The sequence below is a fragment of the Pseudomonas sp. HP_08 genome (genome assembly GCF_055284095.1).
In genome coordinates this window covers 79,240-95,060 of sequence record NZ_JBTOQC010000007.1, presented here as the reverse complement: position 1 = coordinate 95,060, position 15,821 = coordinate 79,240, and the positions used below count along the sequence as shown (strand labels likewise).

Annotated in this window: 14 protein-coding genes; 9 read left to right on the top strand and 5 right to left on the bottom strand. The window is 61.8% G+C overall.

The features are described 5' to 3' along the window. The first annotated feature begins 119 nt into the window (after positions 1–119). Positions 120–1,739 (top strand): glucan biosynthesis protein, encoded by a 1,620-nt coding sequence (locus ACYAS9_RS08355; protein WP_463567839.1) that lies wholly within the window; start codon positions 120–122, stop codon positions 1,737–1,739. 50 nt (positions 1,740–1,789) lie between these two features. Here ACYAS9_RS08355 and ACYAS9_RS08350 read toward each other — a convergent pair whose 3' ends face one another. Then, positions 1,790–2,263: a helix-turn-helix domain-containing protein gene (locus tag ACYAS9_RS08350; RefSeq protein ID WP_463567838.1), complete on the bottom strand. Its 474-nt coding sequence runs from the start codon at positions 2,261–2,263 to the stop codon at positions 1,790–1,792. A gap of 55 nt (positions 2,264–2,318) precedes the next feature. Next, positions 2,319–2,672: a type II toxin-antitoxin system HigB family toxin gene (locus tag ACYAS9_RS08345; protein ID WP_463567837.1), complete on the bottom strand. Its 354-nt coding sequence runs from the start codon at positions 2,670–2,672 to the stop codon at positions 2,319–2,321. 325 nt (positions 2,673–2,997) lie between these two features. Between ACYAS9_RS08345 and ACYAS9_RS08340 the strand changes: the two genes are divergently transcribed. The 4 genes from ACYAS9_RS08340 (at position 2,998) to ACYAS9_RS08325 (ending at position 8,421) form a co-directional block, all read left to right on the top strand. After that, on the top strand, positions 2,998–4,308 hold the full coding sequence (locus tag ACYAS9_RS08340) for a hypothetical protein (protein ID WP_463567836.1): 1,311 nt from the start codon (positions 2,998–3,000) through the stop codon (positions 4,306–4,308). 1 nt (position 4,309) lies between these two features. Then, entirely contained in the window at positions 4,310–5,659 is a 1,350-nt protein-coding gene (locus ACYAS9_RS08335) for a glycoside hydrolase 5 family protein (RefSeq protein ID WP_463567835.1), read from the top strand. Positions 5,660–5,671: 12 nt separating this feature from the next. Further along, positions 5,672–7,552, top strand: coding sequence for an acyltransferase family protein (locus tag ACYAS9_RS08330; RefSeq protein WP_463567834.1), 1,881 nt, complete (start codon positions 5,672–5,674; stop codon positions 7,550–7,552). A gap of 83 nt (positions 7,553–7,635) precedes the next feature. Continuing rightward, complete coding sequence (locus tag ACYAS9_RS08325) at positions 7,636–8,421, top strand: substrate-binding periplasmic protein (protein WP_463567833.1); 786 nt, start codon at positions 7,636–7,638, stop codon at positions 8,419–8,421. A gap of 3 nt (positions 8,422–8,424) precedes the next feature. On the opposite strand, the gene ACYAS9_RS08320 is transcribed toward ACYAS9_RS08325, so the two are convergent. Together ACYAS9_RS08320 and ACYAS9_RS08315 are read right to left on the bottom strand one after the other, a co-directional pair. Then, positions 8,425–9,699 carry a glucarate dehydratase family protein gene (locus tag ACYAS9_RS08320; RefSeq protein ID WP_463567832.1) on the bottom strand — a complete coding sequence of 425 codons (1,275 nt, stop codon included), beginning with the start codon at positions 9,697–9,699 and terminating at the stop codon, positions 8,425–8,427. Beyond that, the gene (locus tag ACYAS9_RS08315) at positions 9,696–11,054 is read right to left on the bottom strand and encodes an MFS transporter (RefSeq protein ID WP_463567831.1); all 1,359 of its coding nucleotides are present in this window, start codon (positions 11,052–11,054) and stop codon (positions 9,696–9,698) included. Before ACYAS9_RS08315 ends, ACYAS9_RS08320 begins: the two co-directional genes overlap by 4 nt. Positions 11,055–11,159: 105 nt before the next feature. Between ACYAS9_RS08315 and ACYAS9_RS08310 the strand changes: the two genes are divergently transcribed. Next, positions 11,160–12,098: a LysR family transcriptional regulator gene (locus ACYAS9_RS08310; protein WP_463567830.1), complete on the top strand. Its 939-nt coding sequence runs from the start codon at positions 11,160–11,162 to the stop codon at positions 12,096–12,098. 149 nt (positions 12,099–12,247) lie between these two features. After that, positions 12,248–13,066 carry an alpha/beta fold hydrolase gene (locus ACYAS9_RS08305; RefSeq protein ID WP_463567829.1) on the top strand — a complete coding sequence of 273 codons (819 nt, stop codon included), beginning with the start codon at positions 12,248–12,250 and terminating at the stop codon, positions 13,064–13,066. Positions 13,067–13,165: 99 nt separating this feature from the next. Here ACYAS9_RS08305 and ACYAS9_RS08300 read toward each other — a convergent pair whose 3' ends face one another. After that, positions 13,166–14,086 carry a LysR family transcriptional regulator gene (locus tag ACYAS9_RS08300; RefSeq protein WP_463567828.1) on the bottom strand — a complete coding sequence of 307 codons (921 nt, stop codon included), beginning with the start codon at positions 14,084–14,086 and terminating at the stop codon, positions 13,166–13,168. 100 nt (positions 14,087–14,186) lie between these two features. On the opposite strand from ACYAS9_RS08300, the gene aptA reads away from it, so the two are divergent. Both aptA and ACYAS9_RS08290 read left to right on the top strand, forming a co-directional pair. After that, complete coding sequence (gene aptA, locus ACYAS9_RS08295; RefSeq protein ID WP_463567827.1) at positions 14,187–15,533, top strand: omega-aminotransferase AptA; 1,347 nt, start codon at positions 14,187–14,189, stop codon at positions 15,531–15,533. After that, positions 15,533–15,820, top strand: a complete 288-nt coding sequence (locus tag ACYAS9_RS08290; RefSeq protein ID WP_463567826.1) for a cupin domain-containing protein — start codon at positions 15,533–15,535, stop codon at positions 15,818–15,820. Before aptA ends, ACYAS9_RS08290 begins: the two co-directional genes overlap by 1 nt. The last annotated feature ends 1 nt before the right edge of the window (position 15,821 follow it).

Here is a 15,821-nt window from a genome sequence, read left to right as displayed (position 1 = left end):
GTTTTTTTCGAACCGCATCTCGTCTTTGTTATCTGTTGTGGGTAGTTTGCGTTCGGCAAGGAGACGTTGGCGCGCTTTTTTGTGCAGGATGCACAGCATTTTTTAGAGGCTTCAGTTTTATGAACCGCAGGAATCTCCTGAAAGCATCCATGGCGGTGGCCGCGTACAGCGCCCTGCCCGCCTCGGGTCTTTTTGCTGCGCGCGCCCTCGCCGCGGCAGCCGATGGCGAAAAAGAACCGTTCGATTTCGCAACGTTGCAGGCCCAGGCCAAACAGCTCTCCGGCAAGCCTTACGTCAGCACCAAGCAGGTATTGCCGCCCGTGCTGGCGGACATGACCCCGCAGCAGTTCAACGCCATCCGCTATGACCCCGAGCACTCCTTGTGGAAAGAAGTCCAAGGCCAGCTCGACGTGCAGTTTTTCCATGTCGGCATGGGCTTCAAGACGCCGGTACGCATGTACAGCGTCGACCCCAAGAGCAAGACCGCCCGCGAAGTGCATTTCCGCCACGAGCTGTTCAACTATGAAAGCAGTGGCATCGACAAGAATCTGGTCAAGGGCGACCTGGGCTTTGCCGGCTTCAAGCTGTTCAAGGCACCGGAAATCGCCGTCCACGATATTTTGTCGTTCCTGGGCGCCAGCTATTTCCGTGCGGTGGATAACACCAAACAATACGGCCTGTCGGCTCGCGGCCTGGCCATCGACACCTTTGCCAAGCGCCAGGAAGAATTCCCCGACTTCACCAAGTTCTGGTTCGAGACCCCGTCCAAGAACGCCACGCGCTTCACGGTCTACGCCCTGCTCGACTCGCCAAGCGCCACCGGTGCCTACAAGTTCGACATCGACTGCCAGGCCACGCAAGTGGTCATGGAAATCGACGCGCACATCAATGCCCGCGCCGATATCGACCAACTGGGCATCACGCCGATGACCAGCATGTTCAGTTGCGGCACCCATGAGCGCCGCATGTGCGACAGCATCCACCCGCAACTGCACGACTCCGATCGCCTGTCGATGTGGCGCGGCAATGGCGAGTGGATCTGCCGCCCGTTGAACAACCCGGCCAAACTGCAATTCAACGCCTTCGCCGACAAAGACCCGAAAGGTTTCGGCCTGGTGCAGTACGACCATGACTTCAAGAGCTACCAGGACACCGTGGTCTGGTACAGCCGCCGGCCGAGCCTGTGGGTCGAACCGACCAATGCCTGGGGCGAAGGCGAGATCAGCCTGGTGGAAATCCCGACCACCGGCGAGACCATGGACAACATCGTGGTGTTCTGGACACCCAAGACCAAGGTCAAGGCCGGCGATTCGCTCAACTACAGCTACAAACTGTTCTGGAGCGCCCTGCCCCCGGTCAGCACGCCATTGGCGCAGATCCACGCCACCCGCTCAGGCATGGGCGGCTTCCTGGAAGGCTGGACCCCGGGCGAGCACTATCCCAAGTACTGGGCCCGTCGCTTTGCGGTCGACTTCCACGGCGGCGGCCTGGACCGGTTGCCCGAAGGCGCGGGTATCGAGCCGATCCTCAAGGTCTCGCATGGCAAGACCCAGGATTTCAATATCCAGTACCTGCCGGACATCCAGGGCTACCGCGTGATGTTCGACTGGCTGCCGGACAGCGACTCGGTGGACCCGGTTGAAATGCGCCTGTTCATCCGCTCCGGCGATCGCACGATGAGCGAAACGTGGCTGTACCAGTACTTCCCGCCGGCACCGGACCAGCGCAAGTACCCGTAATAGACAGGGCATGCAGGACCAGCCGGGCGGCTGGTCCTGCAACCTTCAATTCAAACCGCACCGTGCATGAAGAACTCAACAGGCACATCGAAAAACGCCGAAAACCCTTTGATATGGGCCACGGTCATTTTTCTCTTGTTGTTGAGAATCTCGGAAATGATGCTCTGGGTTGCAATGGCCGCTAAATCCTTTTGCCTGACACCACGATCATCCATCAGAAAAGCCAGTGCCTGAGCCTGTGACGCATAGGGAACCAGGACGGTTTGCGCCTCATATTCATACACACGATCCGCAATGGCTTCGGCAAAGCGTGCCGCCACATCGTCTGCCTCGTGGGAGTGGGAATAAAGCTCATCGATCAAGGCCATCCGGACCTTCAGTTCATCGTCATCACCAATAGGTTCATGCCCGGCCGACAACAGCCGGGACATAATCGCGGCGCGATCACTCAAGGCCTCCAGCAAAGGGGCTATACCTGCAATGACTGTCTTCAAGTCAAAGGGCGCAACGGTGTCGTTCATCATGCGGTTACCTGTCATTCCATAGGTTTCAGAGGCTGCCTGCTGTCCTTGCTCGCCCCTAATTGACGTCATGCTTGCACCACTTGTCATAACCTGAGTGCGGCAAGATCTCTTTTATATAAATCGTGCCATTCAAAGGGTTAATCCAGGTGATGACCCGACACTCGTTTTTCCTGATGTCGAAAATATAAATATCCAGAGGCCCTTTTCTGCTGGCGTTCTTCAATCGGCTAAAAGGGATGCGGTCGGTATTCCAGCCTGATGTGTTTAACCATACCGAGCGAATCTGATCAAAAGATTCAAAGCGCAGGTTTGTTCTATCAAACGTCGCAAGCCACAAGCTGAGCGGCGCTTGCCATTGGCCATACTTCTGAATGGCTGACGTTACCGCCGCCTTGGTCAATACACGCATCGAATGCCTCGTCGTCCCTGACTATCAAAAAATATCGCAAAATGCGATAAACCTCAATCCAATATCGATGTACGGGCCAAGGCTAGTCGCGTTCCAAAAATCGTCACACGCGATATTGCTTCCGGCTTTTTCTGCTCCATGCATTGACAGCCCGCCCATCTAGGGCTGTTATAGAGGCCTGTCACGTCGTTGGAGCGTTCGCTCCAGACTCTCTGCACTTTCTCGAAGCCCCTGGCTGCATCGACCCCTCCCGCGCGGTCGATTGGCGGTAGCGTTTCTGCTTACCGTGCAATTGATGCCTGCGCCTGCTTGAAGGCACATCCACATGACGTTGAATCCTGCACTCGCAGCCCACGACGCGCGCGCGTCGCTGTTGGCGTTCGATAAGTCCACGGTCATTGTCTGGGTCGCGATCAGCCTGTTGCTGGTCGAGACCTTTTCCGGCGCGTTGCGCTATTACTTCGACCAGGCCGGCCTGGGCCCTGTGTTGTACCTGCCCAAAGCCGCCTGCATCGTGCTGTTCGTGCTGGAGTTGTTCACCTTCAAGGGTGGACGGGTGTTCTGGCTGTGCCTCTTGGCCTGGGTCGTCTCGGCGCTGCTGGGGATGTTGCATGGCGCCAGCCTCTACAACCTGGCGTTCAGTCTGTTCGCGATCAGCCCGTTACTGTTCGGGCTGGTGTGCAGCCAGCACCTGTTGCAGCGCCAGACACTGTTTGGCAAGGCCATCGCCTTTTGCCTGCTGGCTTCGCTGGTCGGGCTGTTGCTCGACAAGTACGCCCAGGTGCCCTGGAAAGGCTACAGCTACAGCGTGGGCGAGACGCAGTTGACCGGTAATACGTCCTGGAGCGACGCCGATCAGGACCGGGTCGCCGGTTTTGCCCGGGTATCGAACATTCTGTCCGGGCTGATCGCCCTGTATAGCCTGTACCTGTTGCTGTTCCTGCGTTCGCTGACGCTCAGGACGATGCTGTGCGGCGTCGCGCTGGCGGCCATCATCATGACCACCAGCAAGGCGCCTGCCGCCGCCTTCGTGCTGACCCTGATGTTGATGCTGGTCCTGCGCCTGCACTGGACCTGCCGGGTGCTGTGTGTGCTGGTGGTCGCGGTGGGTCTTTTGCTGCCGTTGCTGGGGCTGGTCAGTGACTTCGACCCGCACACGGTCAGCAGTAGCAGCAGTTCGCTGGCGTCCTTGTATGACCGGCTGAACAACACCTGGCCCAACCTGTTCAAGGTCATGAGCCTGGAAGGCTGGAGCCTGAGCGGCGCGGGCTTCGGCATGGTCGGCAGTACCCAGGCGCTGTTTCCGGTGATGGGCGCGCAACTGTTGTCCGGCGTCGACAGCACCGCGCTGTACCTGTGGGCCATGCTCGGGCTGGCCGGCTTGCTGCTGTACGCCTTGCAGGTGCCGTTGCTGTTTGCCCTGATCGCAGACGGCAGCCGCCAGGCGCGCATGCTGCTGTCGATTGCGGTCTGCTGCTGCCTGATCGGCTGGACCACCGACCTGTTCGAGATCGCCATCGCCAATCTGTTTCTCGGCCTGGTGATCGGCCATGTGCTCAGCGCGCGCAGCCTTGCCGACATGCACAACGAGCATCCGCAGGAGTTCCAGCTGCTACCCTTCCAGACGGTGAACTGAAGTGGCGCGCGTAAGCGGATTGCAAATCCGCAGCATTGCCGCCCTGTTGGCCGGCGCACTGGCGTGGTTGCCGGCAGCCCACGGCCAGGCCCAGGCACAGCCCCAACTCCAGGCCGAACCTGAATTCATTCTGGGCATTACCACGCACCTGATGAATATCGAGCGCCCCTTGAAAGAGCCGATGACGCTGGCAGCTCAAGCCGGCTTCAACTCGGTCAAGGACGACATTCTCTGGTCGAGTGCCGAACGCACGCCGCACCATCTGCTTATCCCCGATCAGTGGCGACGCTACCTGACCGAAGCCGAAACACTGCACATGAGCCGCCTGGCGATTCTCGGCTACAGCACCTGGTTTCATCAGAACGCCAAGCCGCGCACTCCCATGGTTACCGGGCCGTTTCTCAAGTACGTCGACTATGTCAGCCAGCAACTGGGCAACCGTGTCGATTTCTACGAGATCTGGAACGAGTGGGACCTGCAAGCGCCCAGTGATCGCCAGCTCGCCCTGGATTACGCCGCCCTGGTGCACAAGACCGTGCCGGTGATCCGTAACAACACGCTCAAGGCGCCCGGCACACCGGCCAAAATCCTGGCCGGCGCGGTGACGCCCGAAGGCATGCAATACGGCTTTGCCGATCACCTGATCGACAGCGGCGCGCTGGCCCTGATCGACGGACTTTCTGTACACCCTTACGCGCATTGCGCGGCCAACGACGGCAACACGCCCGAAGCCTGGGTACGCTGGATGAGCGGCTACGAGCAACACATCCGCAACAAGGCCGGCCGTGATGTGCCGATCTACCTCACCGAAGTCGGCTGGCCCAGCCATCAGGGCGCGTGCGGCAAAAGTGAAGTCACCCAGGCGCTGTACATGACGCGCATCTGGTTTCTGGCGCGCAGCATTCCCAACATCAAGGGCATGTGGTGGTACGACCTGTACAACGACGGGCCTGACCGTTTCGATCAGGAAAACAACTTCGGCGTGCTCAATGAAGACCTGTCGCCCAAGCCTGCCTACACCCTGATGAAAGCCATTGCGCCGGTGATTCGCGACTACCGCTATGACGCCCAGGCCAGCACGCTGACCGATCAGCTGTATCAGCTGCATTTCAGCAAGGGCGAAGAGCGCGTGCTGGTCGCCTGGGCCATCGGTGCGCCGCGTGAACAGCAGGTGTTCAGCCACACGCCCATGAGTGGCCCGGTGCAATGGCTCGACACCGTGCATGCCGAACGCGGCGAAATTACCAGTGAGCGAACCTGGCAGTGTGAGGGCGAGCGCTGCGCCGCGTCGGTCCCGCTGAGCAACTTTCCGAAAATCATTCGCCTGACGCCTCCCCTTCCCGCCACTTGACGGCCCTTCTCTATGCTTTTCAGAAAAGACATCAATGGCCTGCGCGCCATCGCGGTACTTGCCGTGCTGGTTTATCACTTTCACCCGGCCTGGCTGCCTGGCGGCTTTGCCGGGGTGGATGTGTTCTTTGTGATCTCCGGTTACCTGATCACCGGCATCATCCTGCGCGGCCTGGACAGCGGCGGGTTCAGCCTGCTGACGTTCTACCGTTCACGCGCGCAGCGCATCATTCCGGCGCTGGCGGCCTTGTGCGCGGTGCTGCTGGTGGGTGGCTGGTTCTATCTGCTGCCGCTCGATTACAGCGCGCTGGGCAAACACGTGGCCGGCAGCCTGGGTTTTGTCTCCAATATCGTCTATTGGCAGGAAGCCGGGTATTTCACCGCCAATGCCCACGAGAAATGGCTGCTGCACACCTGGTCGCTGTCGGTGGAATGGCAGTTCTACCTGCTTTACCCCGTCGCCCTGCTGATGCTCCAGCGCCTGGTAAGGCGCGATCACTGGCGTTGGTGGGTGCTGGCGGCCTGCCTGGGCGGGTTTGCCGCCTGCCTGTTCGCCGCACAGCGCTGGCCTGAACCGGCGTTCTACCTGCTGCCGACCCGTGCCTGGGAATTGCTGCTGGGCGGCGTGGCATGTCTGTTTCCACTGAAGCTCAAGGCTGTTCAGCAACGCTTGCTCGAAGGCGTGGGCCTGGCGCTGATTCTGGCCAGTTTCTGTCTGATCGAAGTGCGTCAGGCCTGGTCCGCCGAACTGGTGCTGCCGGCCGTACTCGGCACCTGGGCGGTGATCGCCGCGGCGCGGCCGAACTCTGTGATGACCGCCAACCCGCTGTCGCAATGGCTTGGCACGCGGTCTTACTCGCTGTACCTGTGGCACTGGCCGGTGGTGGTGCTGATGAACTACGCCGGCTGGCTGGAAGACACCGGCAACGTTTTGCTGGGTATCAGCGCTGCGCTGGGATTGGGCGTGGCCTCCTGGCGACTGATCGAAAACCCCATCGCCATCGCCCGGAAGATACCCATCTGGACATTCACCGCCGCCACTACCGCGATTACCCTGCTCTTGGTGGGTGGGACGCTGGTCAGCCTTTCTAAAGGGGTGGTATTAAATCAGAGAAGCGTGAGTGTCTCGGACAAGGCCCGCTTTATCCAGGCTTATGTCGACCGCCAGCACGCGCTGTACGAACCTTACTGGCTCAAGTGCGATGCCTTTTCTGCCATGACCCAGCGTGGCGAATCGGGTATCGACCCCTCGTGTACGCGCGCGCAAGGTAAAGGGGGTGTGCTGCTGTGGGGCGACTCGCATGCCCAGGCGCTGTCGCTGGGGTTGCGTACCCTGCTGGCGCCCGGCATGCCGTTCTATCAGGTGACCTCCGCCAGTTGCCCGCCCAGCCTGACCCGCCCGGAACCGCGCGGCGATGTGGGCCGGGCCTGCGCCTACGCCACCGACCTTGCCTGGCAGAGTATCGAGCGCCTGCACCCGGACACGGTGGTCATGGCGCAGAAAGACAACCACGACAAGACCGCCTGGAACGACATCGCCGCGCGCCTGAAACGCTATGGCGTCCGGCACGTCGTGCTGGTCGGCCCGGTGCCGCAGTGGACACCCTCGCTGCCCAGCGTCATTGCCAGCCGCCATTGGGGCCTGAACGAGGCGTACATCCGCGACCCGGCCCTGAACCGGCACATCATGGCCGTCGACCAGGCCACCCGGCGCCTGATCGACCCGGCCAGCGTGCAATTCGTCTCGCTGATCGACCAGTTGTGCCGCGCCGACGCCTGCCTGGCGCGGCTCGACGGCGCTGGCGCGCTGTTGCAGATCGACGATGGCCACCTCAGTTCCGAAGGCTCGCTGTACGTGGTAGGCCGCTATGTATTGCCACGCCTGAACAACTGAAAGCAGATATTGTTCGGCCATCATCTGACTGCCATGATCGACACTCAGGATGATTCGAGTCAAACCGGAAAAGGACGCCAGGCATGAAACTTCGCTCTTTGATTGCGGCAGGCCTGCTGGCCTGGCTATCGCCGGTCTATAGCCAGGCCCAGTCTCAGTCCTATGTGGCCGGTGGCTCGGAATGGCGACCGTTCAGCTATGCCGACGATCATGAGCAACTGCAAGGCGTGTCGGTGGACATCGCCCGCCGGGTGCTCAAGCAGGCGCAGCTTGAAACGCAGTTCGTGTCGTATCCGGTCAACCGTTTGCAGGCGATGCTCGACAAGGGTCAGCTCGATTTCAACTACGCCGAATCGCCGAGCTGGAAAGAGCCGGCGCAAGCGGCGCGCTATGTGTTTTCCGTGCCTTACCTGACCGTGCGCGAGCACCTGTATTTCGCGGCAGATAACCCGGCCGCGACATTGCCCGCCGAGCAACTGAGCAACCTCACGATCGGCATGGTGCGCGGTTATACCTATCGCAAGCTGGACCCGGCGTTCGAGTTCAGACGCCTGCTGAAGCTGGAAACCTCTCAGGATCTCGCGCTGCTGGACCTGCTACAGGCCGGGCGCGTCGATGCGGTGGCCATGGTCGACGATCTGTACCAGTCGCTGGTGACCACCGGCAAGGTCGACCCCGACCGCTTTCGCCGGGGCGCACAACTGAGCGAAGCGCCACTGAGCATCATGCTCCAGTCGCGCCACGCCGCGCTGTTGCCGCAAATCAATGCGGCGATCGTTGCCCTGCAAGGCACGGGCGAAATCCAGCGTATTCGTGATGGATACCGGCCGACTGCGCATCTGGCCTGTGGCTCGCCGCAATCGTGCTGACCCTCAAAAACGCGGCTTCAGCGCCGTCCAGTCCGCGCGGTACTTCTGCATCTGGGTCACGTCGTTGCGCTGGACAATGCCGCAGCTGTGGTACAGGTCGTTGAGCTTGCCCAACTGGTCGTAATCCAGCTCGACCCCCAGCCCCGGCGCATCGCGCAGCGCCACGCAGCCGTTGACGATCGGCAGCTTACCGCCCTTGATCACCTCTTCGTCCGGTTCCTGCCACGGGTAATGGGTGTCGCAGGCATACGCCAGGTTCGGCACCGCTGCCGCCACATGGGTCATGGCCATCAGGCTGATGCCCAGGTGCGAGTTGGAGTGCATCGACACACCCAGGCCGAAGGTGTCGCACATCCGCGCCAGAATCTGCGTATCGCGCAGGCCGCCCCAGTAGTGGTGGTCGGCGAGCACGATCTGCACGCTGTTCAGCGCCACGCTGCGGCGAAACTCGTCGAAGTCGGTGACCACCATGTTGGTCGCCAGCGGGATGCCGGTGCGCCTGTGCACCTCGGCCATGCCTTCCAGGCCCGGACACGGGTCTTCGAAATACTCCAGATCCCCGGCCAGTTGCTCGGCCATGCGCAGCGAGGTGTCGACCGACCAGTTGCCGTTCGGGTCGATGCGCAGCGGCGCCTCCGGAAAGGCCTGGCGCAGCGCCTTGATGCACGCCACTTCATGTTCCGGGCCCAGAATCGTGCCGGCCTTGAGCTTGATGCTCTTGAAGCCGTTCTCTTCGATCATGGTCCGCGCCTGGGCGACGATCTGCGCAGGGCTGATGCCTTCGCCCCAACGGTCGGGCTTGTACGGTGAGCCGATGTGCTCGGCGTACTTGAAGAACAGGTAGGCGCTGAACGGCACCTCGCGGCGCACTGCGCCACCCAGCAGGTTGACCAGCGGCATGTCCAGCGAGCGCGCCTGTAAATCCAGAAACGCCACCTCGAAGGCCGAATAGGCGTTGGCCACCTGCTTGCTCGGGTGCGAACCCGGCGCCAGCTCGGCACCGGCGCTGACCGGTTGCAGCCCGGCCACCGTCTTGATCACCCGCGCCCGCAGGCCATTGAGGTCGAACGGGTCCAGCCCCACCAGGCTGTCCTGCATGGCGCGCAACACGTTGAGCACCGGCGCGTCGCCGTAGCTTTCACCCAGGCCGATTAAGCCGGTGTCGCTTTCAACCTCAATGATCGAACGCAGCGCGTAGGGCTCGTGAATGCCGCTGGCGTTGAGCAACGGCGCGTCACGAAAGGCGATGGGAGTGACGCGAACCTGTTTGATCCTCATGACTGAGCTCCTGTTTTAACGAATGTGGGCTTGGTGTCGTTACCCTTGCCATGCCCTTTGCGGGTCTTGGTCATGAACACCAGGATGCCGGCGATCAGCGACACCGTGGCCAGGCCGATCAAGCCGCCCTGGATCGAGCCGGTGGTCTGCTCCAGGTAACCGAAGGTGGCCGGGGCGACGAAGCCGCCGAGGCTGCCCACCGAATTGATCAACGCGATGACACCGGCAGCGATGCGCGCATCCAGATACGCCTGCGGGATGGGCCAGAACAGCGACGAGGCAGCCTTGAAACCGATCGCCGCAAAGCAGATGGCGACGAAGGCGAATACCGGCCCGCCAGTGGTCGACATGAACAGCCCGATGGCGGCAATCACGAACGCCGCCGAGGCCCAGGCCTGTTGCCACTTGAAGCGCGCCGCCAGGCTGGCGAAGGCGTACATGGCCGCCACCGAAATGATCCACGGCACCGAGTTGAACAGGCCGACCTGCACATCATTCAGGCCGCCCATCGAGCGGATGATGCTCGGCAGCCAGAAGGTGCAGCCGTAAATGGTCAGCGAGATCGAGAAGTACAAGAAGCAGAACAACAGAATCTGCGGGTCGCGCAGCAAGCGCAGCGACGACTGATGCACCGCCGGGCCGTCACCGCTGGCCTGTTCGCGCTGGCGCTGTTCTTCATCGATGCAGGCGGTCAGCGCCTGCTTTTCATCGTTGCTCAGCCACTTGGCGTCCTTGGGCAACGAGTCGAGCCAGAACCAGACAAAGCCGCACAGCAACACCGAGAACATGCCCTCGATGAAGAACATCCACTGCCAGCCGTGCATCCCCAGGCCTTCGATGTTCAGCAGCGCGCCGGACAAGGGGCCAGAGATGATCGACGCCAGCGCCGAACCGCTCAAAAAGATCGCCATGGCCTTGCCGCGCTCGCCGGCCGGCAGCCACTTGGTGAAGTAGTAGACCACGCCCGGAAAGAACCCGGCCTCGGCGACACCGAGCAGAAAGCGCAGGATGTAGAACCAGGTTTCGTTGGGTACAAACGCCATGGCGGTGGCGACGATGCCCCAGGTGAACATGATCCGGGTCAGCCAGACCTTGGCGCCGTAGCGTTGCAGCAGGATATTGGACGGCACCTCGAACAGCGCATACCCGATGAAGAACAGCCCGGCACCCAGGCCATAGGCCGCCGCGCCAATGCCCAGGTCGGTTTCCAGATGGCTGCGCACAAAGCCGATATTGACCCGGTCGATGTAGTTGACGATGAACATCACCACAAACAGCGGCAACACATGGCGTTTCACTTTGGCCACCGCCTGCGCAACGAGCGCCGGGTCGGCCGGGGACGGAATAGTGTTCAAGGGGTGGCTCCGGTTCGTTGTTTTTGTGGAGTGAACCGATCATGTACCGGGGTATTGTTTCCGTCTAATCTAGATTGACACTTGATTGATACCCGGAAGATATCAATGTTCGAACTCGCTCAACTGCGCTGCTTTGCCACGGTGGCCACCGAACTGAATTTTCGCCGCGCTGCCGAACGGTTGAACATGACCCAGCCGCCGCTCTCGCGGCAGATCCAGTTGCTCGAACACAATCTGGGCGTGGCGCTGTTCACGCGCAGCACCCGCAGCGTGGCGCTGACCGCCGCCGGCCGGGCGTTTTTCATCGAGGCGCAACACTTGCTGGAGCGAGCCGAGCAGGCCGCGCTGGCAGCCAGGCGCTTTGCCGAAGGCGATATCGGTTCGGTGAGCATCAGTTTTGTCGGCAGTGCGGTATACGAGTTCTTGCCCAAGGTGATCGCCGAGGCGCGGCTCAACCAGCCGCAGGTCAAGATCGCCCTGAGCGAGATGAACACCGCCCAGCAGCATGAAGCCCTGCGCGCCCGGCGCATCGATCTGGGCATTGTCCGCGCCCCGCTGCTGCAACCGGGTTATCAAAGCGAATGCCTGGTGCGCGAACCCTTTGTGCTCGCGGTACCGAGCAATCACCCGTTGGCCCACGCGGCCCAGGTCACGGTGCCTGATCTGGGCGGCATGCCGTTTCTGATGTACTCGCACTCGGCCTACCCGCCCTTCAACGAACTGCTCACCGGGCTGTTCCGTTCGGCCGGCGTGGCGCCCGAATACGTGCAATGGCTGGGTTCGTCGCTGACCATCCTGGCGCTGGTCAACGCCGGCATGGGCCTGGCCCTGGTGCCGCGCTGCGCGACCAACGTGGTGTTTCGCGAAGTGACCTTTCGCGACATCGACCTGGGCGAAGGCATCCAGAGCGAACTGCACCTGGTGTGGCGCAGCGACAACGACAACCCGGCGTGCCTGATGCTGATCGAAGGCATCCGCGCCGCGGTGGCCGTAGGCCCGACTTTAGTCGGGAAGCAGACACCGCGTGACGCCTTTCGCGGCTGAAGCCGCTCCTACGAGTTGATAAAGCCATCGGGGGTGTCTCAATCACAAAAGCACACCCATGCAATCCATCGGGCGCACGTTGAACAATAGTGAATTCCCGCCGCGCGCGCGCGGTCACAATTTTTCACCCGCACCCTCTGGAGCTTGTCATGAGTACGTTCGTCACCCGCGATGGAACCGAGATCTATTACAAGGACTGGGGCACCGGCAAGCCGGTGTTGTTCAGCCACGGTTGGCCGCTGGACGCCGACATGTGGGAATACCAGATGAATTACCTGAGCAGCCGCGGCTACCGCACCATCGCCTTCGACCGACGCGGCTTCGGGCGTTCGGACCAGCCGTGGACCGGCTATGACTACGACACCTTCGCCGATGACATTGCCGACCTGATCAACCACTTGGACCTGCAGGAAATCACCCTGGTGGGCTTCTCGATGGGCGGCGGCGATGTGGCGCGCTACATCGGCCGCCACGGCACCTCGCGTGTCGCGCGCCTGGCGCTGCTGGGTGCGGTGACGCCGATCTTCATCAAGACCGACGACCATCCAGAAGGTGTGGATAAGTCAGTGTTCGACGGCATCAAGGCCGGCCTGCTCAAGGACCGCGCGCAGTTCATCGCTGACTTCTCCGGCACCTTCTTCGGCCTGGACGATGGCAATCAGGTGTCCGAGGGCGTGCAGACCCAGACCCTGAACATCGCCCTGCTGGCCTCGCTCAAGGGCACCGTGGATTGCGTGACCGCCTTCTCGGAAACCGACTTCCGCCCTGACCTGGCCAAGGTCGATGTGCCGACGCTGGTCATCCATGGCGACGCCGACAAGGTCGTGCCGCTGGAAGCCACCGGCCGCCTGGCCGCCAAGCTGATTGCCGGCGCCGAGCTGAAGGTTTACCAGGGTGCGCCGCACGGTTTTACCGCGACCCATGGCGAGCAACTGAACGAAGACTTGCTGGCGTTTATCGGCGGCTGATGAGCGATAGCGACCGTAGGACCGACTTTAGTCGGGAACGGTGGCACTTTATTCCCGGCTAAAGCCGGTCCTACAAGTAGCGCCTATGAGAGCCAGGCCTTAACAATCGCTGCCCTGTAGCGCATTGAGAAAATGATCGATGATCAGGCTCGACCGCCTTCCACGGGCGGTGACAATCGCCAGCGGCGCATCGAAAAACAACCGTTGCGGGGCGATGGCCTTGAGCACGCCTTTCTCGACCCAGCCTGCGGCGTAATGGTCCGGCAAGAAGCCGATATAGCTGCCGGTGAGGATCAGAAACGCAATGCCTTCGCGGTCGGTAGCGGTGGCCGCGCACTCCAGCAACTGGTGCAGGCCGATGGCTTCGGCGGTCATGCGGTAGCTGGGCACCACCGCATCGGCATGGCGCAGTTCTTCGTTGCCCAGGTGTTCGGCGTGCTCGAACAGCGGATGCCCGGCGCAGCAATACAGGTAACTGCGTTCCTCGTAGAGCAGGCTGTATTCCAGCCCGGACAACGGCGTGATCAACGGGATGGCGCCCACATGCAAGCGCCCGTCCAGCAGCCCGCGCTCGATCTCGCCAGGAGTGCTCATGCTCAGATTCACCGTCACTCCATCACCCTGCTGGCGCAGCGATGCCAGCGCGCGGGTGATGCGCATTTTCGGCTGGGTTACCAGGTTGCTCATCAGCCCGATATTCAGGTCGCCGCGCAACTGGCTGTGCAGCTGGTTGACCTCACTGCGAAAGCCTTCGATGGCCGCCAGCACCGCTTCGCCTGAACGCAAGACTTCACGGCCCTGATCGGTCAGCGCGAAGCCTGCCCGGCCGCGCTGGCACAGGCGCATCCCCAGGCGTTTCTCCAGGTCGCTCATGTGCAGGCTGATCGCTGAACGGCTGATGCCCAGCGTGCTTTCGGCCGCCGAGAAACTGCCGCACTGCACCACGGTCTTGAACAGGCGCAGCAGGCGCAGATCGAAATCGCTGACTTGGGTGAGTGCAGGCTTCTTGGACGACAACATAGGTGAGCCAATCCATAACTTAAGTTAAGAAGATATAGATTTAACTCACCCATCCTGCGGGTACAAGCTGGGCTTATCCACCACCACAAGGATTGGCGACATGAATCAGGCCCTGCAGCAAACCCCATCGCTGGCCAGCCAGCTCAATCTGGAATCCCACTGGCTGCCCTTCTCCGCCAATCGCAACTTCAAGCGCGACCCGCGTTTGATCGTCGCGGCCGAAGGCAGCTGGCTGACCGACGATCAGGGCCGTCGCATTTATGACAGCCTGTCGGGGTTGTGGACCTGTGGCGCCGGGCACTCGCGCAAGGAAATCCAGGAAGCGGTGGCCAGGCAACTGGGCACGCTGGACTACTCGCCGGGCTTTCAGTACGCCCATCCGCTGTCGTTCCAGCTGGCCGAGAAAATCACCAGCCTGACACCTGCCGGCCTCGATCATGTGTTCTTCACCGGCTCCGGCTCGGAAAGCGCCGACACCTCGGTCAAGCTGGCGCGCGCCTACTGGCGCATCAAGGGCCAGGGGCAGAAAACCAAGCTGATCGGCCGCGCCCGTGGCTATCACGGCGTGAACATCGCCGGCACCGCACTGGGCGGCATCAATGGCAACCGCAAGGCGTACGGCCAGTTGATGGACGTCGACCACCTGCCGCACACCCTGCAACCGGACCTGGCCTTCACCAAAGGCGCAGCCGAAACCGGCGGCGTGGCGCTGGCCAATGAACTGCTCAAGCTGATCGAGCTGCACGACGCCTCGAACATCGCCGCCGTGATCGTCGAGCCGATGTCCGGTTCGGCCGGCGTCATCGTGCCGCCAGTCGGCTACCTCAAGCGCCTGCGCGAAATCTGCGACCAGCACAACATCCTGCTGATCTTCGACGAAGTGATCACCGCCTTCGGCCGCCTGGGCAAATGGACCGGTGCCGAGTACTTCGGCGTGACGCCGGACATCATGAACGTGGCCAAGCAAGTCACCAACGGCGCGATCCCAATGGGCGCCGTGGTCGCCAGCCGCGAGATCTACCAGACCTTCATGAACCAGTCGCTGCCCGAGCACGCGGTCGAGTTCACCCACGGCTACACCTACTCGGCGCACCCGGTAGCCTGCGCGGCGGGCCTGGCTTCGCTGGCGCTGCTGGAAAAGGAAAACCTGGTGCAGCAATCGGCCGAGCTGGCGCCGTATTTCGAAAACGCCATTCATGGCCTCAAGGGCGCCAAGCATGTGGTCGACATCCGTAACTGCGGCCTGGCCGGCGCGTTGCAGATCGCCCCGCGTGACGGCGACCCGACCATCCGCCCGTTCGAGGCCGGCATGGCCCTGTGGAAAGCCGGCTTCTATGTGCGCTTTGGCGGCGACACCCTGCAATTCGGGCCAACCTTCAATGCCAAGCCACAAGACCTGGACCGCGTGTTCGATGCCGTTGGTCAAGCCCTGCAAGGCGTCGACTGATGAGCCAGCGCCCACAGGCTGTCGCCACGGTACAAGTCGACAACGCTGAAGTGATCGTCACCGAGTGGCGCTTTGCGCCCGGTGCCGAGACCGGCCAGCACCGCCACGGCCGTGACTATGTGGTGGTGCCGATGACCGACGGCACGCTGTTGCTGGAAACCCCGGAGGGCGACAAGCACGCGCCTCTGGTGGCCGGCCAGAGCTACTTTCGCAAGGCCGGCGTGGAGCACAACGTGATCAATGCCAGCGATCACGACGTGGTTTTCGTCGAAACCGAACTCAAATAAA